This window comes from Amycolatopsis thermophila (assembly GCF_030814215.1).
GTDB classification, from domain to species: Bacteria; Actinomycetota; Actinomycetes; order Mycobacteriales; family Pseudonocardiaceae; genus Amycolatopsis_E; species Amycolatopsis_E thermophila.
Genome location: NZ_JAUSUT010000001.1, coordinates 6,623,798 through 6,650,440, shown reverse-complemented (window position 1 = coordinate 6,650,440; position 26,643 = coordinate 6,623,798). Strand labels below are relative to the sequence as shown.

General features: G+C 71.6%; 21 protein-coding genes. 16 read left to right on the top strand and 5 right to left on the bottom strand.

Going from position 1 to position 26,643, the window contains the following annotated elements:
* Positions 1 to 18 precede the first annotated feature (18 nt).
* The gene (locus FB470_RS32565) at positions 19 to 1,488 is read left to right on the top strand and encodes an aldehyde dehydrogenase (protein WP_306997811.1); all 1,470 of its coding nucleotides are present in this window, start codon (positions 19 to 21) and stop codon (positions 1,486 to 1,488) included.
* Positions 1,489 to 1,545: 57 nt separating this feature from the next.
* Here the strand turns inward: FB470_RS32565 and FB470_RS32560 are convergent, their stop codons facing one another.
* Genes FB470_RS32560 through FB470_RS32540 form a run of 5 tightly spaced genes read right to left on the bottom strand, consistent with a single transcriptional unit; the run spans position 1,546 to position 7,090 of the window.
* Entirely contained in the window at positions 1,546 to 2,076 is a 531-nt protein-coding gene (locus FB470_RS32560; RefSeq protein WP_306997809.1) for a nuclear transport factor 2 family protein, read from the bottom strand.
* A 1-nt stretch (position 2,077) separates the two neighbouring features.
* Entirely contained in the window at positions 2,078 to 2,857 is a 780-nt protein-coding gene (locus FB470_RS32555) for an SDR family NAD(P)-dependent oxidoreductase (protein ID WP_306997807.1), read from the bottom strand.
* Positions 2,854 to 3,603: an SDR family NAD(P)-dependent oxidoreductase gene (locus FB470_RS32550; protein ID WP_306997805.1), complete on the bottom strand. Its 750-nt coding sequence runs from the start codon at positions 3,601 to 3,603 to the stop codon at positions 2,854 to 2,856. The genes FB470_RS32555 and FB470_RS32550 overlap by 4 nt, the downstream gene beginning before the upstream one ends.
* Positions 3,600 to 5,525 (bottom strand): flavin-containing monooxygenase, encoded by a 1,926-nt coding sequence (locus FB470_RS32545; protein ID WP_306997803.1) that lies wholly within the window; start codon positions 5,523 to 5,525, stop codon positions 3,600 to 3,602. The genes FB470_RS32550 and FB470_RS32545 overlap by 4 nt, the downstream gene beginning before the upstream one ends.
* Before the next feature lie 11 nt (positions 5,526 to 5,536).
* Positions 5,537 to 7,090: a class I adenylate-forming enzyme family protein gene (locus FB470_RS32540; protein ID WP_306997801.1), complete on the bottom strand. Its 1,554-nt coding sequence runs from the start codon at positions 7,088 to 7,090 to the stop codon at positions 5,537 to 5,539.
* Positions 7,091 to 7,295: 205 nt separating this feature from the next.
* On the opposite strand from FB470_RS32540, the gene FB470_RS32535 reads away from it, so the two are divergent.
* The 15 genes from FB470_RS32535 (at position 7,296) to FB470_RS32465 (ending at position 26,629) form a co-directional block, all read left to right on the top strand.
* Entirely contained in the window at positions 7,296 to 7,775 is a 480-nt protein-coding gene (locus FB470_RS32535) for a MaoC family dehydratase (RefSeq protein ID WP_306997800.1), read from the top strand.
* Positions 7,776 to 7,803: 28 nt separating this feature from the next.
* On the top strand, positions 7,804 to 9,747 hold the full coding sequence (locus FB470_RS32530; protein ID WP_306997798.1) for an AMP-binding protein: 1,944 nt from the start codon (positions 7,804 to 7,806) through the stop codon (positions 9,745 to 9,747).
* A complete protein-coding gene (locus FB470_RS32525) occupies positions 9,744 to 10,904 on the top strand; it encodes an acyl-CoA dehydrogenase family protein (RefSeq protein ID WP_306997796.1) in 1,161 nt (386 codons plus the stop codon). Before FB470_RS32530 ends, FB470_RS32525 begins: the two co-directional genes overlap by 4 nt.
* The gene (locus FB470_RS32520; protein WP_306997794.1) at positions 10,904 to 12,022 is read left to right on the top strand and encodes a zinc-dependent alcohol dehydrogenase; all 1,119 of its coding nucleotides are present in this window, start codon (positions 10,904 to 10,906) and stop codon (positions 12,020 to 12,022) included. Before FB470_RS32525 ends, FB470_RS32520 begins: the two co-directional genes overlap by 1 nt.
* Complete coding sequence (locus FB470_RS32515; RefSeq protein WP_306997793.1) at positions 12,019 to 12,915, top strand: alpha/beta hydrolase; 897 nt, start codon at positions 12,019 to 12,021, stop codon at positions 12,913 to 12,915. Before FB470_RS32520 ends, FB470_RS32515 begins: the two co-directional genes overlap by 4 nt.
* 227 nt (positions 12,916 to 13,142) lie before the next feature.
* Positions 13,143 to 14,159: an ABC transporter permease gene (locus FB470_RS32510; protein WP_306997791.1), complete on the top strand. Its 1,017-nt coding sequence runs from the start codon at positions 13,143 to 13,145 to the stop codon at positions 14,157 to 14,159.
* 30 nt (positions 14,160 to 14,189) lie between these two features.
* On the top strand, positions 14,190 to 15,263 hold the full coding sequence (locus FB470_RS32505; protein ID WP_306997789.1) for a sugar ABC transporter substrate-binding protein: 1,074 nt from the start codon (positions 14,190 to 14,192) through the stop codon (positions 15,261 to 15,263).
* 22 nt (positions 15,264 to 15,285) lie between these two features.
* Positions 15,286 to 17,451, top strand: coding sequence for an ABC transporter permease (locus FB470_RS32500; protein WP_306997787.1), 2,166 nt, complete (start codon positions 15,286 to 15,288; stop codon positions 17,449 to 17,451).
* Positions 17,448 to 18,527 (top strand): hypothetical protein, encoded by a 1,080-nt coding sequence (locus FB470_RS32495; protein WP_306997785.1) that lies wholly within the window; start codon positions 17,448 to 17,450, stop codon positions 18,525 to 18,527. The genes FB470_RS32500 and FB470_RS32495 overlap by 4 nt, the downstream gene beginning before the upstream one ends.
* 4 nt (positions 18,528 to 18,531) lie before the next feature.
* Positions 18,532 to 20,019 carry a sugar ABC transporter ATP-binding protein gene (locus tag FB470_RS32490; protein WP_306997783.1) on the top strand — a complete coding sequence of 496 codons (1,488 nt, stop codon included), beginning with the start codon at positions 18,532 to 18,534 and terminating at the stop codon, positions 20,017 to 20,019.
* Position 20,020: 1 nt separating this feature from the next.
* Complete coding sequence (locus FB470_RS32485; protein WP_306997781.1) at positions 20,021 to 21,499, top strand: aldehyde dehydrogenase family protein; 1,479 nt, start codon at positions 20,021 to 20,023, stop codon at positions 21,497 to 21,499.
* A 13-nt stretch (positions 21,500 to 21,512) separates the two neighbouring features.
* Positions 21,513 to 22,631 carry an NDMA-dependent alcohol dehydrogenase gene (locus FB470_RS32480; RefSeq protein ID WP_306997779.1) on the top strand — a complete coding sequence of 373 codons (1,119 nt, stop codon included), beginning with the start codon at positions 21,513 to 21,515 and terminating at the stop codon, positions 22,629 to 22,631.
* A gap of 39 nt (positions 22,632 to 22,670) precedes the next feature.
* Complete coding sequence (locus tag FB470_RS32475; protein ID WP_306997777.1) at positions 22,671 to 23,246, top strand: hypothetical protein; 576 nt, start codon at positions 22,671 to 22,673, stop codon at positions 23,244 to 23,246.
* A gap of 143 nt (positions 23,247 to 23,389) precedes the next feature.
* Entirely contained in the window at positions 23,390 to 24,475 is a 1,086-nt protein-coding gene (locus FB470_RS32470; RefSeq protein WP_306997775.1) for a helix-turn-helix transcriptional regulator, read from the top strand.
* Between the two features lie 87 nt (positions 24,476 to 24,562).
* Positions 24,563 to 26,629, top strand: coding sequence for a hydantoinase/oxoprolinase family protein (locus FB470_RS32465; RefSeq protein ID WP_306997773.1), 2,067 nt, complete (start codon positions 24,563 to 24,565; stop codon positions 26,627 to 26,629).
* Positions 26,630 to 26,643 lie beyond the last annotated feature (14 nt).

Here is a 26,643-nt window from a genome sequence, read left to right as displayed (position 1 = left end):
CGTTCAAAGGAGAACGACATGGTCTGGCAAGGAAACTACGCGAAGCTGTTCATCGGCGGCCGGTGGGTGGACCCGGCGACCGACGAGAAGATCGAGGTGATCTCCCCGTTCAGCGAAGAGGTCGTGGCGCGCGTGCCCGCGGGGTCGAGGTCCGATGTGGACCGTGCGGTGGCGGCGGCGCGGGAGGCGTTCGACCGCGGCCCGTGGCCCGGCATGAGCCTGGCGGAGCGCAGTGACGTGCTCCGGCGGGTCAGCGCCGCGCTTGCCGAGCAGCAGGACACCGTGGCCGCACTGGTCAGCGACGAGATGGGCTGCCCCATCAGCCTGTCCCGGACCATGCAGTCCGCCGGCGCGCGCCTGCTGCTGGACAGCTTCCTCGAGCTGGCGCCCCGGTACGAGTGGAGCACGGTGCGCCGCTCGGCCACCGGCAACGCGCTGGTGACGCGCGAACCGGTCGGCGTGGTGGGAGCGGTGATCCCGTGGAACGCGCCGCTGCTGGTGACGATGCTGAAGCTGGGGCCCGCGCTGCTGTCCGGGTGCACGGTCGTGCTGAAGCCGTCGCCGGAGGCGCCGCTGGACTCCTACCTGTTCGCGGAGATGCTGCAGTCGGCCGGGCTGCCGGACGGGGTGGTCAACATCGTGCCCGCGCACCGCGACGTGAGCGAGTACCTCGTCACCCACCCCGGCGTGGACAAGGTGTCCTTCACCGGCTCCACGGCCGCGGGGCGGCGGATCGCGGCCCTGTGCGGGCAGGACCTGCGGCGGGTGACGCTGGAGCTGGGCGGCAAGTCCGCCGCGGTCATCCTCGACGACGCCGACCTCGACCTGGCCGTGCAGCAGATCCGGGCGCTGTCGTTGCGCAACACCGGCCAGGCGTGCAGCAACAAGACCCGGATCGTGGTCTCGCGCGCCCGGGAGCGGGAGCTGCTGGAGCGGCTGACCGCGATGGTGGCGGAGATGCCGATCGGGGACCCCGCCGATCCGGTCACCCAGGTCGGCCCCCTGGTGAGCGCGCGGCAGCGGGCCACTGTGGAGAGCTACTTCGAGATCGGCCGCGGCGAGGGCGCCAAGGTGCTGGTCGGCGGTGGCCGCCCGGCGGGACTGGAGCGCGGCTGGTTCGTCGAACCGACCATCTTCACCGACGTCGCCCCGGACATGCGCATCGCGCAGGAGGAGATCTTCGGCCCGGTGCTGTCCGTGCTGTCCTTCGACACCGAGGACGAGGCCGCCGCCATCGCGAACAACTCCACCTACGGGCTCAACGGCTCGGTGTTCACCGCCGACCCCGAGCACGCACTGGCGTTCGCCCGCCGGATCCGCACCGGGACGGTCGAACTGAACGGCAACGTCGTCGGGTTCCACGCGCCCATCGGCGGGTTCAAGTGCAGCGGTATCGGGCGTGAGGCCGGTCTGGAGGGCTTCGACGCCTACGTCGAGATCAAGTCCTACGGCGTGCCGCCGGAGATGGCCGAGGCGCTGGCGTCCTGAACACGGGAAAGGGGCGGAACGGCCACGGCCGTTCCGCCCCTTTCCCGTGCCCGTGGGTCAGTCGTGCATGAGCGCGTCGCGGCCGGCGCCGGTGACGAAGTCGCCGTCACGACGGCCGCCCTGGACGAAGGCGCCACTGGCCACACCGGACAGCGCCCACGGTTCGAGCACGGTCGAGCCGCTCCAGTCGTGGATCATCTGGCGGTAGGCGATGCGCCAGGTCCCGTCGCGCCGCTCGACGCGGTCGACGTACCGGCCGCAGAACACGTTGACCTGGTCGCTGCCGACCTGCTTCTGGAAGGTCAGCACGATCGCCTCGGAGAACGCGCGGTCGCCGTCGACCTCGACGAGGTGGTTGGTGACCGCGTGCGTGGTCCACTCGGTCGTGGCGAGCTTCGCCGCGACGATCCGGTCGGCGAACTCCCACGCCGGGCCGGCGTCCGCGCCGTGGTTGTCGTAGGCGTCCGGCCAGAACGCCTCCTTGACGAGCGCGGCGTCGCACCGGTCGATGCCGCGGCAGTAGGTCAGCAGCAGGTCGGTGATCGCCTGCTTGGCCGACAGCTCCTCCAGTCGCGCGTTGGAGATCACGTCATGCCTCCTCGGGCCGGGGGGACAGCTCCGCCCCGTAGTAACCGGCGGTCCAGCCGCCGTCGACCGGGACGACCGTCCCGTTGACGAAGTCCGACTCCGGACCGCTCAGGAACACCACCGGCCGCGCGATCTCCTCCGGCCGCGACCAGCGCCGCATCGGCGTGTTCGCCCGGATCGAGGAGGTCATGCCGGGGCTGGCGAAGAAGAAGCTCGTCATCGGGGTCTCCACGACGCCGGGGGCGACGGCGTTGCACCAGATGCCCCGGTCACCGAACTCCACCGTGATGTTCTTCGTGAGCATGATCAGGCCGGCCTTGGCGGCGCTGTAGGCCGCGCGGTCGCGGAACGCGGCGAGCCCGGCCATCGAAGCGATGTTGACGATCTTGCCCCGGCCCTGCTCGGCCATCAGCGGGATCGCGGCCCGGCACAACACGAACGGGGCGACCAGGTCGACGTCCAGCGTGCGCCGCCACTGCGCCGGCGTGAGCTCGAGCAGCGGGGCGACCTGGCGGACCCCGGCGTTGTTGACCAGGATGTCCAGCGACCCGAACTCGTCCCGCACGCGCGCCGGCAGCGCCGCCGCGGCGTCGTCGTCGGCGAGGTCGGCCACGAAGGTGGCCGCACCGTCGCCGAGGCCGCTCGCAACCTCTTCCAGCGCGGTCCCGTCGACGTCGGTGAGCGCGACCCGCGCCCCGGCCTCCCGCAGCGCGCGGCAGATCGCCACGCCGACACCGCTGGCCGCCCCGGTGACGAGCGCGACCTTCCCGTCCAGCGTCATGACGCCACCCGCAGCGCCTGGCCGGTGACGTGCCGGCTGTCGCCGGAGGCGAGGAACAGGATCACGTCGGCGACCTCGTCCGGCTCGCCGTCCCGGCCCAGCGGCCGCCGCGCCCGGTAGGCGTCGACGTACTCGGCGGCGACCCCGGCGGTGAGGCGCTCGTTCCAGATCAGGCCCGGGATGACCGCGTTGCAGCGGATCCCCCACTGGGCGCCCTCCACGGCCAGCGCGCGCGTCAGCCCGAGCACACCGGCCTTCGCCGCGGCGTAGGCGACCTCACCGAAGGGCACCGGGGATTCGGCCGCGAGCGAGGAAATGTTGACGATGGCCGGGGCGGCCGACTTCCGCAGCAGCGGCCAGGCCGCGCGGGCGTGCAGGAAGTGCGAGGTCAGCGACGTGTCCAGGACCCGGCGCCAGGTGTCCAGGCCGGTGCCGGGGAACTCCGCCAGCAGGTTGAGCCCGACGCTGTTGACCAGGACGTCCAGCCGCCCGTGAACGTCCGCGACCTCGGCGACCAGTGCGTCGACCGCCTGCTCGTCGGCCGCGTCGGCGACGCGGGCGAGCACCCGGTCGCCGTGGCCGGACTGTGCCAGCTCCGCCTGGAACTTCGCCAGCCGCCGCTCGCTCACGTCGGTGATCACCACGGTGGCGTCCTCGGCCAGCAGGCGCCGGGTGACCGCCGCGCCGATCCCCGCCCCCGCGGCGGCGTTGACCAGCGCGACCGTGCCGGTGAACCGGTTCGTCATCGCGGACCTCCCGCTCCGGGGCCGTCGAGGTGGTAGTCCGACAGCGCCGCCTCCCTCGTCATCTGCCACCAGTCGATGACCCGCCACGGGTTGGCGACCACCACGCGGCCGCGGGAGTTGCGGTAGTAGGTGGTGAACCCGGGCTGGGTCCAGATCATCCGCTCGTGGGCCGCGTCCACGTCCTCGTTGTACTTGTCGCTGACCTCGGCGCGGACCTCGGCGACCGTCGCGCCCGCGTCGAACATCTGCCCGAGCAGGCTCAGCACGTACCGCATCTGGCACTCGAGGTAGAAGATCAGGCTGCCGCCGTGACCGGCCTGGGTGTTGGGGCCGTAGAGGCAGAACAGGTTGGGAAAGCCCGGCACCGTCGTGCCCAGGTAGGCGCGCGCGTCGTCGCCGTGCCACACGTCGCCGAGGGTGCGGCCGCCGCGCCCGGTCAGCTCCACCGACGACAGGAAGCGCACCACGTCGAACCCGGTGGCGAACACGATGACGTCCAGTTCCACCTCGCGCCCGGACACCAGCCGGATGCCGTGCTCGGTGATCTCGGCGATCGAGTCGGTCACCAGCTCGACGTCGTCCCGCTTCAGCGTGCGGTACCAGCCGTTGTCCAGCAGGATGCGCTTGCCGAACGGCGGGTAGGACGGGGTGACCTTCTCGACCAGGTCGGGACGGCCCGCCAGTTCGGCGGAGATGTACCGGGTGAAGAACCGGCGGTGGCCTTCGTTGATCGCGTTGATGGACCGGTCCTGGTGCGGCCAGTCCGGGTCCTTCTGCAACGCCTGGTAGAGGGTGTCGTTGAGCACCCAGGCCAGCCGCTGCCGGTACCACGACCGGTACAGCGGGACCTCACGGAGCAGGAACCGGACCGGATCCGGGACCGGCACCCGGAACTTCTCGAACGGCGCCACCCAGTGGGCCGACCGCTGGAACACGGTGAGGAACTCCGCGGTACCGGCGATCGCGGGGACGACCTGCATCGCGCTCGCGCCGTTGCCGATCACGCCGACGCGCTTGCCGGCCAGGTCCAGATCCTCCGGCCAGGTCGCGGTGTGGCACCACGTGCCGGCGAACCGGTCGAGACCCGGCACGTCCGGCAGCTTCGGCTTGCCGAACGCGCCAACCCCGCTGATCAGGATGTCGGCCCGCAGCACCTCGCGGGTGCCGTCCGGGCCGGTGATCTCCACCGACCACTGCCGGCCGGCCTCGTCCCACCGGGCCGCGGTGGCCCGGGTGGAGAAGCGGGTGCAGCCGGGGATGTCCCATTCGGCGGCCACCGATTCCAGGTAGGCGTGGATCTCGTCGCGGGTGGCGTAGTAGTACGGCCAGTCGGCGACGACGCCGGAGAAGGAGTAGAGGTGGCTCGGCACGTCCACGCCGCAGCCCGGGTACCGGTTGTGCCACCAGGTCCCGCCGACGCGTTCGCCGCTCTCGATGATCGTGCAGGCGATGCCGGCCTGCCGCAGGTGGTGCGCGGCGAGCATGCCCGAGATGCCCGCGCCGATGACGATCGCGGAGAACCCGTCGGGGGGCCGCGGCACGTCCGGCAGGGCGGGCGCGGCGTTCAGGGCGGTGCGCAGGTCGTCGGCGATCATCGGACCGTATTCGGCGGGGATCTCCTCGCCCATCGCCACGGACAGCATCCGGGTCAGCAGGGACTCGTCCGGCTCCGGGATCGCCATGGGGCGTCCGTCGTGCCAGGCGATGATCGCGTCCGCGGCGGCGTGCCGGATCTCCTCCTGCACGTTCTCGGGGAGGCCGCCGGAGTCGTTCTCGCTCAGCCCGCGGCCCCGCGTGGGCCGGTAGGGGTCCGCCAGCCACCGCGTGTCCCCGGTCAGCTGGACCAGGACCATCAGCAGCGTCGGCACATTCGCGTCGCGGACGGCTCGCCGGACCAGGTCCGCGAAGTCCTCCTGCGGCATGCGGTGCTCCTTCATCCGTTGACCAGCCGGGCCCGGCCCTGCCAGTACCGTTCCTTCACCGCGCGGCGCATGATCTTGCCGGTGCCCGTCTTCGGCAGTTCGCTGACGAACTCGACGCTGCGCGGGCGCTTGTAGGCGGCGATCGCGCGCAGGCAGGCCCGGTCGATCTCGTCCTGGGTCACCATGGCCCCGCCGCGCGGGACGACCACCGCGTGCACGGTTTCGCCCCACCGCTCGTCGGGGATGCCGACCACGGCGACCTCCGCCACGCCGGGCACCGTGTAGATGGCGTTCTCCACCTCGGCGGGGTAGACGTTGAACCCGCCGGAGACGATCATGTCCTTCTTGCGGTCCACGACGTGCAGGTAGCCCTCGGACATGCGCCCGACGTCGCCGGTGGCGACCCAGCCGCCGTCGAGGATGGCGGCCGCCGTCTCGTCCGGGAGGTTCCAGTAGCCGGCCATGCGGGCGTCGCCGCGCAGCTGGATCTCGCCCTCCTCGCCGTCCTCGGCGAGACGGCCACCGGGGGTGACCAGGCGCATCTCGATGAACGGGCTCACCCGGCCCGCCGACCCGAGGCGGGCGGGCAGCTCGCCGTCCGGGTCGAACACGTGGTCCGGTTTGGACAGCCAGGACGACCACGGCATCTCGGTGAGCCCGTAGGACTGGACGAAGACCGGGCCGAACAGCTTGATCGCCCGCGCCAGCCGGTCCGGCGCGATGGGGGAGCCGCCGTAGAGCACGGTGTGCACGCTGGAGACGTCGGCCTCGCCCGCCTCCAGGACCGGCAGCAGCATGTTGATCATCGTCGGGACCAGGGGCAGGACCGTCGCGCGGTGCTGCTGGACGACGCGGAGGTACTCCGCCGGCTCGAACCGGCCGAGGGCGATCTGGCGGGCGCCGCGCGTGAAACCGGCCAGCATCGCGTACCCGCTGAGGTGCGTGAGCGGGGCGGTGTGCACGAGGACGTCGCGATCGCCGAGCCCCGGCAGCTCGACCAGCACGTTCCGAATGATCGACAGCAGGCTGTGGTGGGTGTGGATCACGCCCTTGGGGCGCCCGCTGGTGCCGGACGTGTAGGGCATCCACGCGATGTCGGAGGGGGAGACCTCGGCGGGTTCGGCTTCCGCACCGGCGAACAGCGAGCCGTAGGGGACGCCCGGCTCATCGCCGTCGAAGTTCACCAGCGTGACGTCCGCGCCGACCGCGCCGGCGATTTCGTCGGCGCGTTCACCGTCCACGACGACGATGCGCGCCCCGGCGTCGGCGACGATGTCGGCGATCTCCTTCGGGTGCAGGCGGTAACTGAGCGCGACGCGCACGAACCCGCCGATCGCCAGCGCGTGGTCCAGGGTGAAGCACTCCGGCCGGTTCTTGGTCAGGACGACGATGCGGTCCCCCTGGCCGGCACCCAGGTTTCGCAGGCCGGTCACCAGTAGCCGCGCGTCGCGGCCCAGCTCCGCGTAGGTGGTCGTCGTCCCGGACACGTCCACGACGGCGGGCAGGTCGGCGAATTCGGTGTAGCCGCGGCGCAGCACCGAGGCGACGGTGGGGCCGGAGTCCATCCGGGCACCTCCTGTGTGTGAACGGGGTTTCCGGGCGCAGTGGGCCGTCCGAGGGGGAACCGTGCCGGAATGGCTCGATACTATATTTAATACTTTGTCAGAGCAAGATTGCCGGACGGTTCCGGGCTCGCGGGCCGGCGGGGTTGACCCAGGCGACGCCGCCATGTAAACATAAAATATATTTTCCGTAGGAGTGGAGGGTATCATGCCCGGCCTGTATTTCGAGGAGTTCGAGCCCGGCGCGGTGATCGAGCACGCGACCCGGCGGACGGTCACCGAGGCGGACAACGTGCTGTTCAGCACGCTGACGCTGAACCTCGCCCCGCTGCACCTCGACGCGGAGTACAGCAAGAACACCATCTTCGGCCAGCGGCTGGTCAACAGCCTGTTCATCCTGGGCCTGGTCTCCGGCGTCACGGTTCCGGACACCACGCAGGGCACGACGCTGGGCAACCTCGGCTTCCAGGAGGTCAAGTTCCCGAACCCGGTGTTCCACGGCGACACCATCCGCGCCCGCACCGAGATCGTGAGCAAGCGCGAGTCCCGCAGCCGCGGCGACTCCGGCATCGTCGTCTTCCGGCACCTGGGCATCAACCAGCGTGACGAGATCGTCTGCGACGCCACCCGCGTCGGCCTGATGCTCAAGCGGTCGGCCGCGGATCAGGCCGCCACCGCCGCGTCGTGACCGCCGCCCGACGAGGAGAACCATGCCAGTGACCGAAGACACGGGCACCGCGTACGCGTGGGTGCCCGGCGCGGCGGAACGCGAGCGCAGCCGCCTCCTGGCGGCGATGCGGCGCTGGGGATACGACAGCGTCGAGGAGTTGCACCGGGCGTCGGTCGAGGACCCCGAGTGGTTCTGGCGCGCCGTGGTCGAGGATCTCGGCGTCGCCTTCGACGAGCCGTTCGAGCGGGTCCGCGACGACAGCGAGGGCAAGCCCTTCCCGCGCTGGTTCCCCGGCGGCCGGGTCAACGCCGCGGAGCTGTGCGCGCACCGCCACGCGGTGGGCGAGCGGGCCGGCAAGACCGCCGTGGTCTACGAGGGTGACAGCGGGCAGCGACGCTCGCTGACCTACGCCCAGCTGTCCCAGCAGGTGCGCCGGTTCGCCGCCAACCTGGCGCGTCTCGGCGTCCGGGCGGGCGACCGGGTGGTGCTGTACGTGCCGGTCGTGCCGGAGTCGGTGGTGGCGTTCCTGGGCATCGCGATGATCGGCGCGGTGGCCGTTCCGGCCTTCACCGGTTACGGCGCCGAGGCGCTGGCCACGCGCCTGCGGGACTCCGAGGCGGTTCTCCTGGTCACCGCCGACGGCACCACCCGGCGCGGCAAGCGCGTGCCGCTGAAGGAGGTCGCCGACGAGGCGCTGGAATCGGCGCCCTCGGTCCGGCACGTGGTGGTGGTCCGCCACCTCGGGCACGGCGTGGAGATGCGTGCCGGGCGCGACGTCTACTGGGACGAGCTCGAGGCCGATCCGGAGCCGGTCGGCACGGCCGCCACGGAGTCCAACGACCCGCTCGCGATCGTCTACACCTCCGGCACCACCGGCAAGCCGAAGGGCATCGTGCACTCCCACGCCGGCCTGGCGGTGAAGGCCGCGGTCGACTTCGCCTACGGCTTCGACGTGCACGACGACGACGTGGTCTCCTGGATCACCGACATGGGGTGGCTCGTCGGCCCGCTGCTCATCATGGGGCCGCTCCAGCTCGGGGCCACGATCGTGATGATCGAGGGCGTGCCGGTCCACCCGCACCCCGGCCGGATGTGGGACATCGTCGAGCGAAACGGCGTCACCGTGCAGGGCATCGCGCCCACCGCCGCACGGGCGATCATGGCGAGCGGCGACGGGTCCTTCGCCGATCTGGGCACGTTGCGCTCCTTCGTGTCCACCGGGGAGGCATGGGACGAGCCGACCTGGTGGTGGTTGTTCAAGGAGGTCGGGCTGTCCACCCGCCCGATCATCAACTACAGCGGCGGTACCGAGGTCGGCGGCGGGCTGCTCGTCGGCTACCCGTTCCTGCCGATGAAACCGGCCTCGTTCAACGGGCCGCTGCCGGGCGTCGACGCGGCCGTCCTGGACGCCGACGGCGCCCCGGTGGTGGGTGAGGTCGGGGAGCTGACCGTGCGCAACACGTTCCCCGGTATGACGCACGCCTTCTGGCGCGATCGCGACCGGTACCTGGAGACCTACTGGAGCCGCTGGGACGGCGTCTGGCTGCACGGAGATCTGGCCAGTGTGGACGGTGATGGCACCTGGCGCATCCACGGCCGCTCCGACGACACGATCAAGCTCTCCGGACGGCGGGTCGGCCCGGCGGAGATCGAGACGGCGTTGCTGAAGGACAGCCGCATCGCCGAGGCGGCGGTCATCGGCGTGCCGGACCAGCGGCGCGGCCAGCGGGCCGTCGCGTTCGTGGTGCTGCGCGAGCGCGCCGTCGACCAGGCCGATCTGGAGGCGACCGCGCTGCGCAACGCGGGCCGCTCCTTCGCGCCCGTGCTGCACGTCGTGCCGACGCTGCCGAAGACCAAGAACGGCAAGATCATGCGCCGCGCCATCCGGGCCCGGCACCTGGGCGAGCCGGTGGGCGACCTGTCCTCGCTCGACCCGGCCACGCCGCTGACCGACATCCCCGTTTCCGCCGAGCAGGAGGACCACCGATGACCGCGGAAGAGAGCAGCGTCGACATCGTCCGGAAGGCCACGCGTGAGCTGGCGCGGAAGTTCGACAACGACTACTGGCTGGAGAAGGACCGCAAGCACGAGTACCCGTGGGAGTTCGTCAAGACCTTCGCCGAAGGCGGCTGGCTGGGCGCGATGATCCCCGAGGAGTACGGCGGGATCGGGCTCGGGCTGACCGAGGCCGGCGTGATGATGTCCGAGATCGCCGCGTCCGGCGCCGGCATGAGCGGCGGCTCGGCGATCCACTTCTACGTCTTCCCGCCGGCGCCCATCGTGCGGCACGGCTCGGAGGAGATGAAGCGGGAGTGGCTGCCGAAGCTCGCCAGGGGTGAGATCCTGATGGCCTTCGGTGTCACCGAGCCGACCGCCGGGGTGGACACCTCGCGCATCAAGACCAAGGCCACCAAGATCGACGGTGGCTGGGTGGTCAACGGCCAGAAGGTGTGGATCACCAACGCGCAGAACGCGCACAAGATCCTGCTGCTGGCCCGCACCTCGCCGCGCCGCGAGGACAAGCCGCTGCACGGGATGACCCTGTTCTTCACCGACCTGAACCGCGAGCGGATCACCGTGCGGGAGATCGAGAAGCTCGGCCGTGCCGCGATCGACTCCAACGAGCTGTTCATCGACAACCTCGAGGTCGGCGACGACGAGGTGGTCGGCGAGGTCGACAAGGGCTTCTACTACCTGCTCGACGGCCTGAACCCGGAGCGCACGGTGGTCGGGCTCGAGGGCGTCGGGCTCGGCCGGGCGGCGCTGGAGCTGGCCACCAAGTACGCCAACGACCGCGTGGTGTTCGACCGGCCCATCGGCAAGAACCAGGCGGTGGCGCACCCGCTGGCCGACGCGTGGATCCGGCTGGAGGCGGCCGAACTGATGTGCATGAAGGCGGCCGAGCTGTTCGACGCGCACCAGCCCTGCGGCCCCGAGTCGGCGGCGGCGAAGTTCCTCGGCGCGGAGGCGGGCTGGCAGGCGTGCGACCGGGCGCTGTCCACGCACGGCGGCTTCGGGTACGCGAAGGAGTACCACATCGAGCGGCTGTGGCGGGAGGTGCGGTTGCTGCGCAACGCGCCGTTCTCGCAGGAGATGGTGCTGAACTACATCTCGACGCAGGTCCTCGGCCTGCCGAGGGCCTACTGATGACCACGGCGCGGGCCGCGGTCCAGGTGGCCGACCGCCGCTACGAGATCCAGGAGTTCCCCCTGCCGCGGATCGGCCCGGACGAGGCGCTGCTGCGGGTCGACGCCTGCGGCATGTGCGGCAGCGACGTCGAGCAGTACGACGGCGGGTTCACCGCGCTCGGTGTCGCCTACCCTCTGATACCCGGCCACGAACCGGTCGGGACGATCGCCGAGATCGGGGCCGAGGCGGCGCGGCGCTGGCGGGTGCGGGTGGGCGACCGGGTGGCGGTCGAACCGGTCCTGGGCTGCGGTTCCTGCCGCGCCTGCCTGACCGGGAACTACCGCCGCTGCGTCAGTTCGCGCCACGGCGCCGCGATCAACGCCTACGGCTACCTGCCGACGAGCGCCGGACCGGGCCTGTGGGGCGGCTACGCGGAGTACCTGTACCTCGATCCGCGGACCGTGCTGCACAAGCTGGACCCGGACCTCCCGCTCGAGCTGGCCGCGCTCTACCAGCCGATGGCCGCCGGCCTGCGGTGGTTCGCGTTCGACTCCGGCCTCCGGGCCGGGGACACGGTCGTGGTCCTGGGCTGCGGGCAGCGCGGCCTGGCCGGCGTGGTCGCCGCACGGGAGGCCGGGGCGGGCCGCATCATCGTGACCGGGCTCGCCCGGGACGCGCACAAACTCGAGCTCGCCCGCAGGCTCGGTGCGGACGTCACCGTCGTCGCCGACACCGAGGACACCGTCGCCGCGGTCGCCGAGGCGACCGGGGGCGAGGGGGCGGACGTCGTCGTGGACGTGACCGCGGTGGCGACCCAGCCGATCGTGGACGCCGTCGAGATCGCCAAGCCTGGCGCGACGGTCGTGCTGGCGGGGGTGAAGGGGTCGGGCGCGACAGTGAGCGGGCTGGCCCCGGATCGGATCGTGACGAAGGAGCTGACCGTGAAGGGCCTGTGGTCACAGGACATCCGCGCGTTCGAGCCCGCGCTGCGGCTGATCGAGTCGCGGCGGTACCCGCTGGAGTTGCTGCACACGCACACGTTCGGCCTGGAGCAGGTGCCGCTGGCCGTCGAGACCCTCGCCGGCCGCGTGCCCGGGGAGGACGCCGTGCACGTGATGATCGCGCCGGGCGCGTGACCACGGTGGACGGCGTGCCGGCGCGCCTGCTGGAGTTCCAGCGCACGCTCAAGGTGCGCGACGGGGAAACGGTCCGTGACCTGCTGGCGTCCTTCGACGGCTACACCAACGCCGACGGGCCCCGGGTCGCGGCCGTCACGCGCGGCGTTCCCGTGCGGGAGATCGCCGGCTGGCGGGTGACCGCCGACGTGTACCTGCCGTTCGGGGATCCGCCGTTTCCCACGCTGCTGTTCCTGCACGGCGGCGCGTGGGTGCTCGGCGCGCCGGCCAGTCACCGCAGGCTGGCGGCCGATCTCGCCGCGCTGGGCCTGCTCACCGTCGTCCTCGACTACCGGCGTGCGCCGCGGCACCGGTTCCCGGCGGCGGTGGAGGACACTGTGCACGCCCTGGGCTGGGTGCGTGAACACGCCGCCGGTCTCGGCGGCGATCCGGCGCGGGTGCTCGTCGGGGGCGATTCCGCGGGGGCGAACCTGGCCGCCGCCGCACTGGCGTCCGGGCACGGGGCGGGGGTCGCGGCGGCCCTGCTGTGCTACGGCATCTACGACGTCCACCGCGCGCTGCCCGTGCTGGCCGACCTCCTCGGCGGTGCCGAGGCGGACACGCAGCAGTACCTGGAACCGGCCGACGCGCGGCGGCTGACCGACGATCCGCGCCTGCACCCCGAGCGGTACTGCGCGGATTTCCCGCCCTCGCTGGTGCTGGCCGGGGAGGACGATCCGCTCTTCGGCGAGTCGGTCGCGATCGCGGACCGGCTGGCCGAGGCCGCCGTCCCGCACCGGTTCGTCCCGGTGCCGGGCGCGCCCCACGGGTTCCTGCAGCTGCCCACCCACCCCGGGCACCGTCGCGGGCTGCGCGCCGTCGCCGGCTTCCTCCGGGAGCACGTCGAGCGGTGACGCGCAGTCACCGCCGGAATCCCCGCGATCGCCGGGATTCCGGCGGTGTCCACAATGGAACTGCGCGCGGCCGAGGTCCCACGTTCGGGTGTACCGCGCAGGGGTCGCTCCGACAGCCTTGACCATAAAATATTTTCCATATACCTTTCCCGGCAATCCGGCAGCGGCGACCGCGCCGCGAGTCCCCTCATCCGGAAAATCCACGCGACACGATTGGCAGGTCCACAATGGCAGTGGCTGCGGCGGACGCGAGGCCCGGCCTGTCCCTCCGTGACCGGCTCGCCCGCGCCGAACAGGGGTTCTTCGTCCTCGTCATCACGGTGGTGCTGTGCGTGGCCGGCGCGCTGACCACCGAGGGTTTCCTCACCGGTGGCAACTTCGCGAGCCTGCTGCGGTTGTCGGCCGCGTTCGGGATCCTGGCGATCGGCCTGGCCATCGTGATCCTCGGCAAGGGCATCGACCTGTCGGTCGCCGGCGTCGCACTCGGGTGCGCGCAGGCCACGCTGGCGTTCATGTCCGGCGGTATGTCGGAATGGCAGGCGATCCTGCTGATGGCCGGGCTCGCGCTGGTGATCGGCGTGGTCAACGGTCTCCTGGTCGCCTACCTCGAGGTGCCCGCGCTGTTCGCGACGCTGGCCACGGGCCTGCTGACGATCGGCGGCGTCGACATCTTCCTGCTGGACCAGAACTTCTACGCGCTGCCACCGGGATCGGCGATCTCCGCGCTCAGCAACGGTTCGGTTCTGGGCGTGCCCCGGCCGGTGCTGATCGCCGCGGCCGTCTTCCTGCTCGCGTGGTTGTTCGTGACCTTCACCGCGCCGGGCCGCCTGATCCGCGCGATGGGGGACAACTTCGCCACCGCGCGCTCGACGGGCGCGCCCGTCCGGCCGCTCCAGATGCTCACCTACGTGCTCTCCGCGCTGCTGGCCCTGCTGGCCGGGTACGTGACGGTGTCCATCCAGGGCAGTGTCCAGACCACGGTCACCTCGTTCGACCCGCTGTTGTTCACCGCGCTCACCGTGACCGTGATCGGTGGCGTTTCGCTGTCCGGCGGGCGGGGCACGATCCTCGGCGTCCTGGCCGGCGCGTTGTTCGTGGGCGTGCTCAACAACCTGCTGATCCTGCACGGCCTGAGCACCGCCATGCAGGACCTGGTCCGCGGCGGCGTGCTGATCGCCGCGATCGCGCTCGACGCCTGGCTGCACCCGCGGGACGAGGAGACCGCGAAGACCGACGAACTGTGAACCACCACCGATGATCAAGGAGCTTCAACGATGAAGAGGAAGATCACCGCCCTGCTGACCGCGGCCGCCGCGGCCGTCGCGATGACGGCGTGCACCACCGGCAGCAGCGGTTCGTCCGGGAGCGCGCCGGGCGGCGGCAACCAGGCCTTCGGTGACAGCGCCCAGCTCTTCGACGCGAACCAGAAGGCGCACGACGTCATGAAGGGAAAGCGGGTCGCGTTCGTGCCGATCCTGTACAAGGGCTACAACCTGACGCAGAACTGGGGCGCGTCGATGCAGCGCGCGTTCGACAACCTCGGCGCGCAGTTCCAGGTCTACGACGCCAACTTCGACCCCGACAAGATGGTCAAGATCGTCAACGACCTGATCTCGCGGAAGGAAGCCGACGTCCTGATCCTGCACAACACCGACGTCGGCGTGCTCACCAAGCAGATCGAGGACGCGCGCAAGGCGGGCATCTACACCATCGTCGTCAACATGATGTCCAGCCAGCTCGGTGACGCGTTCATCGGCGTCGACGTGGTGCACGCGGCGCAGGACATCACCAAGCGGGCCATCGCCGACTGCGACCAGCGCGGCGGTGCCAAGCGCCTGGCGATCATCGACGGCCCGGGCAACGACGCGGCGTCGCTGCAGTGGTCCAAGGGCGTGCACGACGTGGCCGACCCGGCCGGCTACGAGGTGGTCGCCACCGCCCACACCCAGTGGCAGAACGCGGCCGCGCAACAGGCGGCGGCGTCGATCACGCAGCAGCAGAAGGACAACCTGTGCGCCTACATGGTGACCTACGACCTCAACTCGGTGGCCGTCGGTGACGCCGTGTCCGAGGCGGCGGCCCACGGCGTGATCCGGCCGAACTCCATCGGCGTCTACACGATGGCCGCCGACACGCTGTGGTGCGACGCGCTGCGGGCGGGCAAGGTGACCGCCTCGGTCGCCTACGACGTCCAGGGCGTCGGCGCGGCGGCGGTCGTGACGGCGCAGCAGCTGATCCAGACCGGTGTGGCGCCCGGCAGCACGCACAGCGTCGCCTACGTCTCGCACGCGGTGGTGGACCGCTCGAACGTCGACAACACGACCATCGCCTGCTACAAGGGCCAGTGATCCGGGGACGAGGACCAGGCGGATGAAGATCAAATCCCGCTCGGGCGTGGACGCGTTCGCGCTCACCGGACAGGGCCGCGCCGCCCGGTTCGCGCCGCTGCGCACCCTGTCCGACCTGTTCGGAAAGCGCTGGATGGAGGGCGCTGTCCCGCTGACCCTGGCCGTGGTGCTCAGCATCATCGTGTGGGGTACCACGCCCGTGGGCGGGGTGGACGTCCCGCTCATCCTCGACGAGGCGACGGAGAAGGGGCTGCTCGCCATCGGGCTCACCGTCGTGCTCGTGGGCGGCGGGATCGACCTGTCGGTCGGCTCGATCGTCGGCCTCGCCTCCCTGGGCGCGATGGTCGCGTCGCGGGCCTGGAACTGGCCGATGGCGCTGGTGGTGCCCGCGACGATCGTGGCCGGGGCCGCGCTGGGCGCGGTGAACGGGTTCCTGATCGCCCGGCTCAAGATGCGGCCGTTCATCACCACCCTGGTGACACTGGTGGCCTTCGGCGGTGCGGCGGCGGCGCTGCAGAGCTCCTACAGCTTCGAGCTCGGCATGCCCAAGGACGACCTCGTGTGGGACTTCCTGGGCGAGGGCACGGTGGCCGGCATCCCGACCGGGTGGTTCATCTTCCTCGTCGTGCTGGTCGTCGTCCACGTGGGACTGACCCGGTCGCGCTGGGGCTGGTGGGTCATGGCGGTCGGCTCCGACCGGCGCTCCGCCCGCCGCAACGGCATCCCGGTGGACCGGGTCACGTTCTGCGTCTACCTCCTGTCCGGGGCGCTCGCCGGCACGGCCGGGCTGCTCACCGCCGCCCGGCTGGGCCGGACCGACGCCGACGTCGGGCAGGGCTGGGAACTGGTGGCGCTGACCGCGGTCGTGCTCGGCGGGGTCAGCCTCAAGGGCGGCCGCGGCTCGGTGCTGCGGGCGACCGTCGGCATCCTCGTCGTCGGCGTCATCCTGCAGGCCACCGTGGCGCTGGGGCTCGAAGGCTCCTACTACACCGCGATCCTCGCGGCGGTGCTGCTGCTGTTCGCGATCCTCGACCTGAAGTGGGGCAAGTACCGCGAGCGCACCGCGGAGAAACTCAAGATCGACCCGGGGCGGATCACGCTGGGACCGCTGGTGGACGTCACCGAGCCGGGCACCGTGTGGACGATCAACAACCGCCTCACGGACGCGCCGACCATCGGTCTGGGCAAGATCGAGGGCGCCGAGGACTGCGCGGTGGACCCCGCCGGCAACCTCTACTGCGGTGACCGCCGCGGCTGGATCTGGCGGTTCTCCGGCCCGGACCACGCCGAAGGCGAGATCTTCGCCCGCACCGGCGGGCTTCCGCTCGGCCACGCGTGGGACCGCGAAGGCCGCCTCGTGGTGGCGGTCGGCGGGATGGGCGTCTACCGGATCCACCCGGACGGCGAGCCGGAACTGGTCGCCAACAAGGTCCGCCGGAGCCGCCTGTCGCTGCTGGACGATTCGGGTCTGCGGGCGGTCGACGACCTCGACGTGGCCCCGGACGGCTCCCTGTACGTGTCGGACTTCTCGGCCCGGTACAACGCCGCCGAGTACATGGTCGAACTGGTGGAGTCCCGGCCGAACGGGCGCGTCGTGCGCGTCGACCCGGACGGCGGCACCGAGGTGGTCGCTTCCAACCTGGTGTTCCCCAACGGGATGTGCACCGCCCACGACGGTCAGTCGGTGCTGATCGCCAGCACCACGCTGTGCCGGGTGGACCGGCTGTGGATCGCCGGCCCGAAGCAGGGACAGCTCGAGCCGGTGCTGGAGAACCTGCCCGGCCACCCGGACAACATCAACCGGGCCTCCGACGGCAACTACTGGATGGCCTTCGTGTCGATGCGCACCCCGATGTCGGACCTGCTGGTGAAGTACCCCGCGTTCCGGCGCCGGATGACGCAGGAGGTGCCGCTGGACAGCTGGGTGGTCCCGCAGCTCAACGTGTCGTGCGTGCTGAAGTTCGACGAGCGCGGACAGGTGCTGAAGGTCCTGTGGGACTCGACGCTGGCGAACTACCCGATGGTCACCTCGATCAACGAGCGCGACGGCCGGCTGTACCTGTGCGGGGTCAACAACAACCGGGTCGGCCGCCTCACGCTCGACCCCGAGGACGTCGGTCCGATCGACCCGGCCGCGGTGCCCGGCACGGCCGGTGCCGGCCGGCCACTGGCGGAGGTGGAGCGGTGAACCGGACGGTCGCGGCGATCAAGGAATGGATCAACCCGGCGTGGGCGCGGCACCGCACGGTGCCGCCGATGGAGGCGGGGCTGCGCCCCAACAGCCGCCTGGACGAGAGCAGGGTGCTGCTGCCCGACGGCGCCTACGAGCCGGACGACGTGGTGCCCGCCTGGGGAGCGCTCGTGTTCTCCAGCGGCAACCGGGTCTGCGCCCTGCGGGACGGGCAGGTGCGGACGGTGGCCGAGCTCGACGGTGCGGTCGGCAGCCTCACCGCGGTGGGCGAGGCGGTCGTGGCCGCGGTCGAGGGAACCGGCCTGGTCGCGCTGGACGAGTCCGGGTCCGCCGAGGAGCTGTGCACGGACGACGCGGTGTCGTCGTGCGTCACGGACATCGCCGCGCTGCCGGACGGTTCCCTGCTGCTGACGGTCGGTTCGAGCCAGGAGCGGGCCGACGGGTGGGCCCGGGCCCTCGTGCGCGGCGACCGGTCGGGCCGGATCGTGCGGGTGGACGGTGCGGCGGCGCGGGTCGAGGCCGAGGGCCTGGCCTGGCCCTCCGGGATCGAGCCGGCACCCGGTGGCGACGTGCTGGTGTCGGTGAGCCTGGACCACCGGATCGAACGGCGGGCCGTGGCGTCCCTGTCCGGCCCGGCGCGACCGTTCGTGGCGAACCTGCCGGTCTACCCGGGCCGCCTGGTGGCCGCCGGTGACGGCTGGTGGGCCGCCGCGCCCTACGTGCGCAACCGCATCACCGAACTGCTGCTGGACGAACCCGAGGTCCTGGCGGACATGACGGCGACCGTCGCGCCGCGCGACTGGTTCGTGCCGCGGCTGCGCAGCACCAATCCCTACACGGACACGCCCCAGATGGGGCAGCTGCGGGTGCTCGGCGTGCTCAAGCCGTGGGCGCCGGCCCGCTCCTACGGGCTGGTGTTCCGGATGGACGCCGGCGGCCGCGTGGCGGAGAGCCTGCAGTCCCGGGTGGACGGTGAGCGGCACGGGGTCACCGGAGTGGCGGTGCGCGGCGGGGAACTGGTGGTCGCCGCTCGCGGCTACCGGAACCTGCTGGCGGTCGACGATGAGGAGTGACGAGATGGAGCCGGTCATCAGGCTCGACGGGGTGAGCAAGCGCTACAGCGGCACCTACGCGCTGCGCGACGTGAGCTTCGACGTCCGCCCCGGGGAAATCCACGCCCTGCTGGGCGAGAACGGCGCGGGCAAGTCCACCCTGGTGAAGATCATCTCCGGGGCGATCACGCACGACGCTGGCACCCTCACCGTCGACGGGGTGGAGCGGCGGTTCGCGACGCCGAAGGACTCCGCCGCGGCCGGGATCGCCATGGTCTACCAGGAGGGGTCGCTGGTCGAGTCGATGACCGTGGCCCAGAACCTGTTCCTGGGCCAGGAGAAGGTGTTCAACAACCTCTCGCACCTCAACATCGTGGCGCGTGAGCTGCTGGAATCGCACAACTTCCACATCCGGCCGGAAGTGACCGTCGGCGCGCTGGGTGTGGCCCAGAAGCAGATGGTGGAGATCGCGCGCGCGGTGCACCGCAGGGCCAAGGTCGTCATCCTGGACGAGCCGACGTCGTCGGTGACGCCGGAGGAGCGGCTGCAGCTGTTCCTGTCGATGCAGCGGCTCAAGCGGGACGGCATCGGGGTCATCTTCATCACCCACATGCTCGACGAGGCGTTCAGCGAGGCCGACCGGATCACGGTGCTGCGCGACGGCGCGGTGCAGGGCACGCTGTCCAATCCGGAGTTCGACCGGGAAGAGATCGTCCGGATGATGGTGGGACGCGACGTCGAGTACGGCCGGGTGCCGCCCGGCCGCGCGCCGGACCCCACGCCGGTGCTCGAGGTGGAGGACGTGACCCTGCTGCCGGTGGTGCGCAACATGTCGTTCTCGGCCTATCCCGGCGAGATCGTCGGGATCTACGGGCTGGTCGGCGCTGGGCGCAGCGAGGTCGCGATGATCGTCAGCGGGATCATGAAACGGCGGCGGCTGCGCGGTGGCAAGGTCCGGGTCGCCGGGCGCGAGGTCCGGTTCCGCACGCCGCGGCAGGCCCGCAAGGCCGGCGTCGTCTACATCACCGAGGACCGCAAGGCGTCCGGGTTCTTCAGCCACTTCAGCATCGCGGACAACATCCACCTGGGCCACATCTGCGGTTCGGCGCGACTGCCGTTCCTGTTGCGGCCGGGGGAGCGCAAGTCCCTCGCGAAGCGGTTCGTCGAGCGGTTCCAGGTGCGCACCCTGCAGCCCGACCGGGCGAAGCTCGTCGAGCTGTCCGGCGGCAACCAGCAGAAGGTGGTCCTGGCGAAGGGCCTGACGCGCAAGCCGCTGGTGGCGATCATCGACGAGCCGACCCGCGGCGTGGACCTCGGCACGATCGTGGAGATCCACGCGATGATCCGGGCGCTCGCCGACGAGGGCGTGGCCGTGGTGGTGATCTCGTCCTACCTGCCGGAGATCCGCGCGCTGTCCGACCGCATCCTGGTGGCGCGGCAGGGCAGCATTGCGGCCGAGTTCGACCCGGCCGAGGCCGACGACCAGCGGCTGATGTTCGCGGCGGTGCACTGACATGACGCGTACCGGTACGAACCCCGGCCTGCTCGTCGAGCCGGGACGGATGCTCATCGGCGGATCCTGGGTTCCGGCGGCTTCCGGGAAGACCTTCCCGGTCCTCGACCCCGGCACCGGTGAGGTCGTCGCGGAAGCCGGTGAGGGCGACCTCGCGGACGTCGACGCTGCGGTGCGAGCGGCCCGTGGGTCGTTCGAGGACGAGCGCTGGCTGCGGTTGTCCGGCGCGCAGCGGGCGGTGGTCCTGTGGCGCGTCGCCGACCTGATCGAGGCGAGCGCCGACGAGCTGGCCCGCCTGGAGAGCCTGGACGTGGGCATGCCCGTGTCCCAGGCGCGGATCATGGCCGGCGAGGCGGTCAACCAGTTCCGGTACTTCGCCGGTTGGGCGGACAAGATCGACGGCCGGAGCGTCCAGGTCGGCACGGCCGAGCGGCGCCTGCACGGGTACACGCTGCGTGAGCCCGTCGGCGTCGCCGGTCTGATCGTCCCGTGGAACGCGCCGATGATCGCGGTGTCGCAGAAGCTGGCTCCGGCTCTGGCCGCCGGGTGTTCGTGCGTGCTGAAGCCCTCGGAGGATGCGCCGCTCACCACGCTCGCGCTGGGACGGATCCTGCTCGAGGCGGGCGTGCCGGACGGGGTGGTCAACATCGTCACCGGGTACGGGCTGCCGGTCGGGGCGGCGATGGCCGCCCACGACGGCATCGACAAGGTGAGCTTCACCGGTTCGACGGAGGTCGGCAGGCAGATCGTGCGCGCCGCCACCGGCAACCTCAAGAAGGTCTCCCTCGAACTGGGCGGCAAGTCCCCGGTCGTCGTGCTGCCGGACGCGGACCTGGCCGCGGCGGTTCCGGGCATCGCCATGGGCGTGTTCTGGAACTCCGGGCAGATCTGCACGTCCGGCACCCGGCTGTTCGCCCATCGGGACGTGTTCGACGAACTCGTGCACGGAATCGCGGAGTACGCGGGCACTCTCAAGGTCGGGTACGGCACGGACCCGTCCGCGGATCTGGGGCCGCTGATCTCGCAACGCCAGCTCGCCCGCGTCAGCCGGTACGTCGAAGGGGGGATCGAGGCGGGCGCACGGGTGCTGACCGGCGGATCCCGCATCGGGGACAAGGGCTTCTTCTTCCAGCCCACGGTGGTCGCCGACGTCGACCAGTCGATGCGCATCGTGCGCGAGGAGATCTTCGGGCCGGTGCTCGGCGCGATGGCGTTCGACGACGTCGACGCGGCGGTCGCCGCGGCCAACGACAGCGACTACGGGCTGGCGGCCAGCGTGTGGACACGGGACGTCGCGCGGGCCCATTCGATCGCGCGCCGGCTGCGGGCCGGCCGGGTCGGCATCAACGTCCATCGCGCCGGCGGGGTGCAGATGCCCGTCGGCGGCTACAAGCAGTCCGGCTGGGGCCGGGAGAACGGACCCGAGGCGATCGGGGAATACCTCGAGACCAAGTCCGTGGTCACGCTTCTCGACGCATGAAGGAGGTCAACCGGTGTACACACGTGGAGCGGTGATCCGGCAGGCGCCCGGTGAGCTGGAGGTGGTCGACCTCGAGCTGGACGACCCCCATCCGGACGAGGTGCAGGTGCGGCTCGTCGCCTCGGGGCTGTGCCACTCGGACGACCACCACGCCACGGGGGACATCCCGGTCGGCACCTACCCGTTCGCACTGGGGCACGAAGGTGCGGGCGTGGTCACGAAGGTGGGGCCGAACGCCAAGGGCATCGAGGAAGGCGATCACGTCATCTTCTCCGCGATTCCCTCGTGCGGGCACTGCCGCTGGTGTGCCGCCGGAGCGTCGAACTTGTGTGACCTGGCCGCGGGCATCCTGGCCGGCCCCCGGTTCACCGACGGTACCTACCGCCTGCACACCACCGATGGCACGCCGGTCGGCCAGATGTGCGGTATCTCCACCTTCACCGAGACGACGACGGTGTCGCTGGCCTCGGTGGTGAAGATCGACCCGGACATCCCGCTGGACAAGGCGTGCCTGGTCGGGTGCGGGGTCAGCACCGGCTGGGGCTCGGCGGTCAACTCCGCCCGCGTCCGGCCGGGGGACACGGTGATCGTGATGGGCATCGGCGGGATCGGCGCGAGCGCGCTGCAAGGTGCCGTCCACGCGGGTGCGTCGAACGTCATCGCGGTGGATCCGGTGGCCTTCAAGCGGGAACAGGCGCCGGTGTTCGGGGCCACCCACGCCGTCGAGTCGATGGCCGAGGCCGCGGAACTCGCCAAGCAGTTCACCAACGGGCAGGGTGCCGACGCCGCCGTCATCACGGTCGGGGTCATGCGGCCGGAGTACGTCGGCCAGGCGCTCGGGGCGGTCCGCAAGGCGGGCATCGTCGTGGCCACGGCGGTCGGGCCGCACCGGGTCGGCGACATGCCGCTCGACCTGTTCGAGTTGACGCTCTTCCAGAAGCGCCTGGAGGGCACGTGTTTCGGTGCCACGAGCGGGAACCGGGACGTCCACCGGCTGCTCCGGCTCTACCAGGAGGGCACGTTGAAACTCGACGAGATGATCACCCGGACCTACGCACTGGACGACATCGCGCAGGGGTACCGGGACATGCACGACGGCAAGAACATCCGGGGAGTCGTGCTGTTCGACTGAGAGCCCGGCGAGTGGCGCTGCGAAGGGAAACGCTGTCCGATGGCACCGGAACACCGAGGACTGCGGGAAAAACTGGCCGTCGTCGGTGAGGTCGTCCTACCCGGGCCGGCTGCCGACGTCCCCGGCGAGGACGTGATCGCGGCGATGCTCGCGCGCTCGCCGGGCATCGTGGAGTCCGCCCTGCGAGCGGTTCCCGCCGAGGACACCGAGGCCTACCTGGCCACCCTGCGCGAGGCGCGCCCGGAGGAGTTCGACGTGCTGCGCTCGTTCGTCCTCGGCGCCTACCTGACCTGCCCGGCGGCCTGGCGGGTGCCGCCCCGCCCGGCTGTGCCCACCGCGCGGTGCCCGCATCGGACGGCAGCGGAGAAGCCGGTGACTCCTCCGGTTCCGAGGCACCGCGTCGGTGTCGAGCGGTGCGAGTGCTTGTGTGCTCCGCTGGGGCACAACCCGTCGGCGTGCCGCGGGATCGCCGCGGACGGCTTCCGGCTGCCGTTGCCGGGCACGAGGGGCGCCGTGGTGCCGGCGTGCCCGGCCTGCTGGGCAGCCGCCTCCCGCTCCGCACGGGGCGAGCGGACTTCGCCGGCCGGCCGTTCCGCGTGGCGGCGGAGACGGTGATCACCGGGGAACAGCCGGCCGGCGTCCGCGATGCGGTCCCCATCGCGTGCCCGCGGCCCGCGTTTCCTCGGTCTGTCAACCGTGACCAGTGCCATATATTATATGGCCTGGCAAGGGGTGCCGAACGTCGAGGTGGGCCCACCATGGATGCGAACACGGCTGTCCAGGCGGCGGAGCGAACGGGCGTCGCGGAACGGTACCGCGAGCTGTGCGCGGACGCCTCCGCGGCGCTCGGCATCGACGTCCCGTCGCCCCGGCTCGACCTGCCGTGGGAGAACCACGCGAGACCGGTCCTGAGCAGGATCTGGAACGCCGCGATGGGGGAGACCCTGCGGTCCCTGGACGGTACCGGGTCGGCGCGGCAGCGGGAGCTCGTGGACCTGCTGGGCCGGATCCGCGAGGTCGAGGCCGAGCTGGCCGAGGCCCGGCTCGCCGAACGGCACGTGCTGCTGCGGCGCGTGGCCGGGGCGCTGGCGTCCGTCCGCGACGCGCGCACCGTGGACGAGCTCCTCGGCCGGGTGCCGGAGGCCGGCTGCCGCCTGGGCTTCGACCGCGTCCTCGTGTCGCGGGTGGAGGATTCGGTGTGGCGGCTGCACACGATGTGCGTCGTGCGCGAGCCGCGCTGGGCGGACGAGATCGTGGCCGTCGGCAAGGCCTCCCCACCGCAGCTCGACGGCCGGCTCGTCGAAGCGGACGTGGTCCGCCGCGCCGAACCGCGCCTGATCTTCGACGCGCAGCACAGCGACCGGGTCGACCGCGACCTCATCCGGGTCACCAGGTCCACCTCCTACGGTGTCGCGCCGCTGACCGTCCACGGCGAGGTCGCCGGACTGCTGCACGGCGACTGCTACCACCAGCGCCGCGACGTCGACGCCACCGACCAGGCGCTGCTGTCCGTCATGGCCGAGGCGCTGAGCCACTCGCTCGGACGGCTGATGCTGATGGACGGCGTGGCCGTCCTGCGGGGCGCCGCGGAGGCCCTCATGACCAACCCGGCCGCGGTGCGCCCGCCGGTGCCGCCCGCGCCACCCGCCGCGGCGGATCTGACCGCGCGCGAGGTCCAGGTGATGGAGCTGCTCGCCGCCGGGCACTCCAACCGGCACATCGCCCGGCAGCTGGTGATCTCCGAGCGCACGGCGAAGACCCACGTCACCCACATCCTCCGCAAACTCGGCGTCACCAGCCGGGCCGAGGCCATCGCCTGCTGGCTGACTGCCCGAAGGTCGTAGGAAACCTCCTTCCCCCGGACGATGCCCCCGGTGTGATCCCGGTCGCAGACTGGGCGCCTCGGATCGGACGAGGCCTGGAGGCAAGACGTGACCGAGCAACGAAGCTCAGCCGACTGGCTGGTCGGGATCGACGTCGGGGGAACCTTCACCGATGTCGTCGGGCTCAACCGCGACACCGCCGAGATCCGCGACGGCAAGGTGCTTTCGACGCCGGAGCAGGAGAAGGGCGTGCTGCAGGCGCTCGCCGCGATCGACGTGGACGTCCCGGGTGTGGCGGAGATCGTGCACGGGCACACCGTCGGCATCAACGCCCTGCTCAGCCGTGCGGGAGCGCGGACCGGCCTGCTCGCCACACGGGGACACCGCGATCTGCTCGACATCGGGCGGATGCACCGCGAGTTCGGCGACCGGTTCTACGACCCCACCTGGTTGCGGCCGCACCAGGAACGCCCCGTCGTCGAGCGGCACAACCGGCTCGGCATCCCGGAGCGGATCGCTTACGACGGCACGGAACTGCTCGCCCTGGACGAGGACGCGGTGCGGGAGGCGGCCCGCGCGCTCGCCGCCCGGGGCGTCGAGGCGGTCGGCGTGTGCTTCCTGAACTCCTACCGGGACCGCGGGCACGAGCGCCGCGCCGCGGAGATCCTGGCCGAGGAGATCCCGCACGCCTACGTCCAGACCTCGGACCTCTACCCGGTGACCAAGGAGCACGAGCGGACCACGACGGTCGCCCTGGACGCCTACGTCGGGCCCGCCGTCGTCGGGTACCTGCGGCGCCTCACGGTGGCGCTGGCGGAGCGCGCGTTCGGCGGGACGCTCTGGATCATGATGACCAACGGTGGTGTCGCCACCGTTGCCGATGCCGGCCGGGCACCGGTCTTCCAGCTGGTGTCCGGACCGGTGGGCGGCGTGACCGGCAGCATCCGGCTGGCCCGGGACGCCGGCCGCGGGAACCTGCTGACCATGGACGTCGGCGGGACCAGCACCGACGTGGCCGCGATCGTGGACGCGCGGACCCCGCTGACCGACCTGTGGACGCTGGAGACCGGCCTGACGCTCACCATGCCGCTGGTCGACGTCGAAAGCGTCGGCTCCGGTGCGGGCAGCATCATCGGCCCCAACGCTCTCGGCCGGATCGCGGTCGGCCCCGCCTCGGCCGGCTCGAACCCCGGCCCCGCCTGCTACGGGCGCGGCGGCACGGAGGCCACGCTCACCGACGCCTGCCTGGTGCTGGGGGTCCTGCAACCCGACCTGTTCGCCGGCGGCCGGATCACCCTCGACGTCGACGCCGCCCGCGCGGCGCTGGCGCGCGCCGGCGAACGGTGGAACCTCTCCGCCGAGGACCTGGCCGAGGCCGCCTACCGGGTCGCGTGCGAGGACATCGCCGCCAAGATCCGGACCATCTCCGTCTACCGTGGACTGGACGTGCGCGACTTCGCCCTGCTGCCGTTCGGGTCGGCCGGGCCGATGCTCGCCGACCGCGTCGCGCGGATCCTCGGCGTGGGCACCGTCGTCGTCCCCACCACGCCCGGGCAGTTCTCGGCACTCGGACTGCTGCAGAGCGACCTGCGCACGACGCGGGCGCAGTCGCTGATGATCCCGCTCTCCCCGGACAACGCCGCGGTGATGGAGGACGGGTTCGCCGCGATGGAACGCGCTCTCACCGAGGAGCTGACCGCGCAGGGGGTGGACATCCAGGGCCTGACCTTCGACCGCGCCCTCTTCGGCATGTACCGCGGGCAGACGTGGGACAACCGGCTCCCGCTGCGCCGGGACCGGGTGACCGCCGAGGGCGTGGCGGAGATCGTCGCCGACTTCCACGCCTTCTACCAGGAGTCCTACGGGTTCTCCGCCGCCGAGATCCCGGTCGTCGTGTCGACCCTGGAGGTGACCGCGGTGATCCCGCGGCCGCACAAGGTCCCGCCGTCGGCCGCCGAGGACGGCGAATCCCTGCTAGGACACCGGGACCTGCGGATCCCCGGCGCGGGGGACACCGTGCGCGTGCCCGTGCACGTCCGCGAACGCCTCCAGCCCGGAGAGGTCGTGACGGGCCCGGCGATCGTGTCCGAGAAGTTCGCCACGACCGTCGTCCTGCCCGGCCGCCGCGCCCGCATCGACGACGACCGCCTGCTGATCATCGAGAACCACGGCTGAGGAGCGCGACGAGC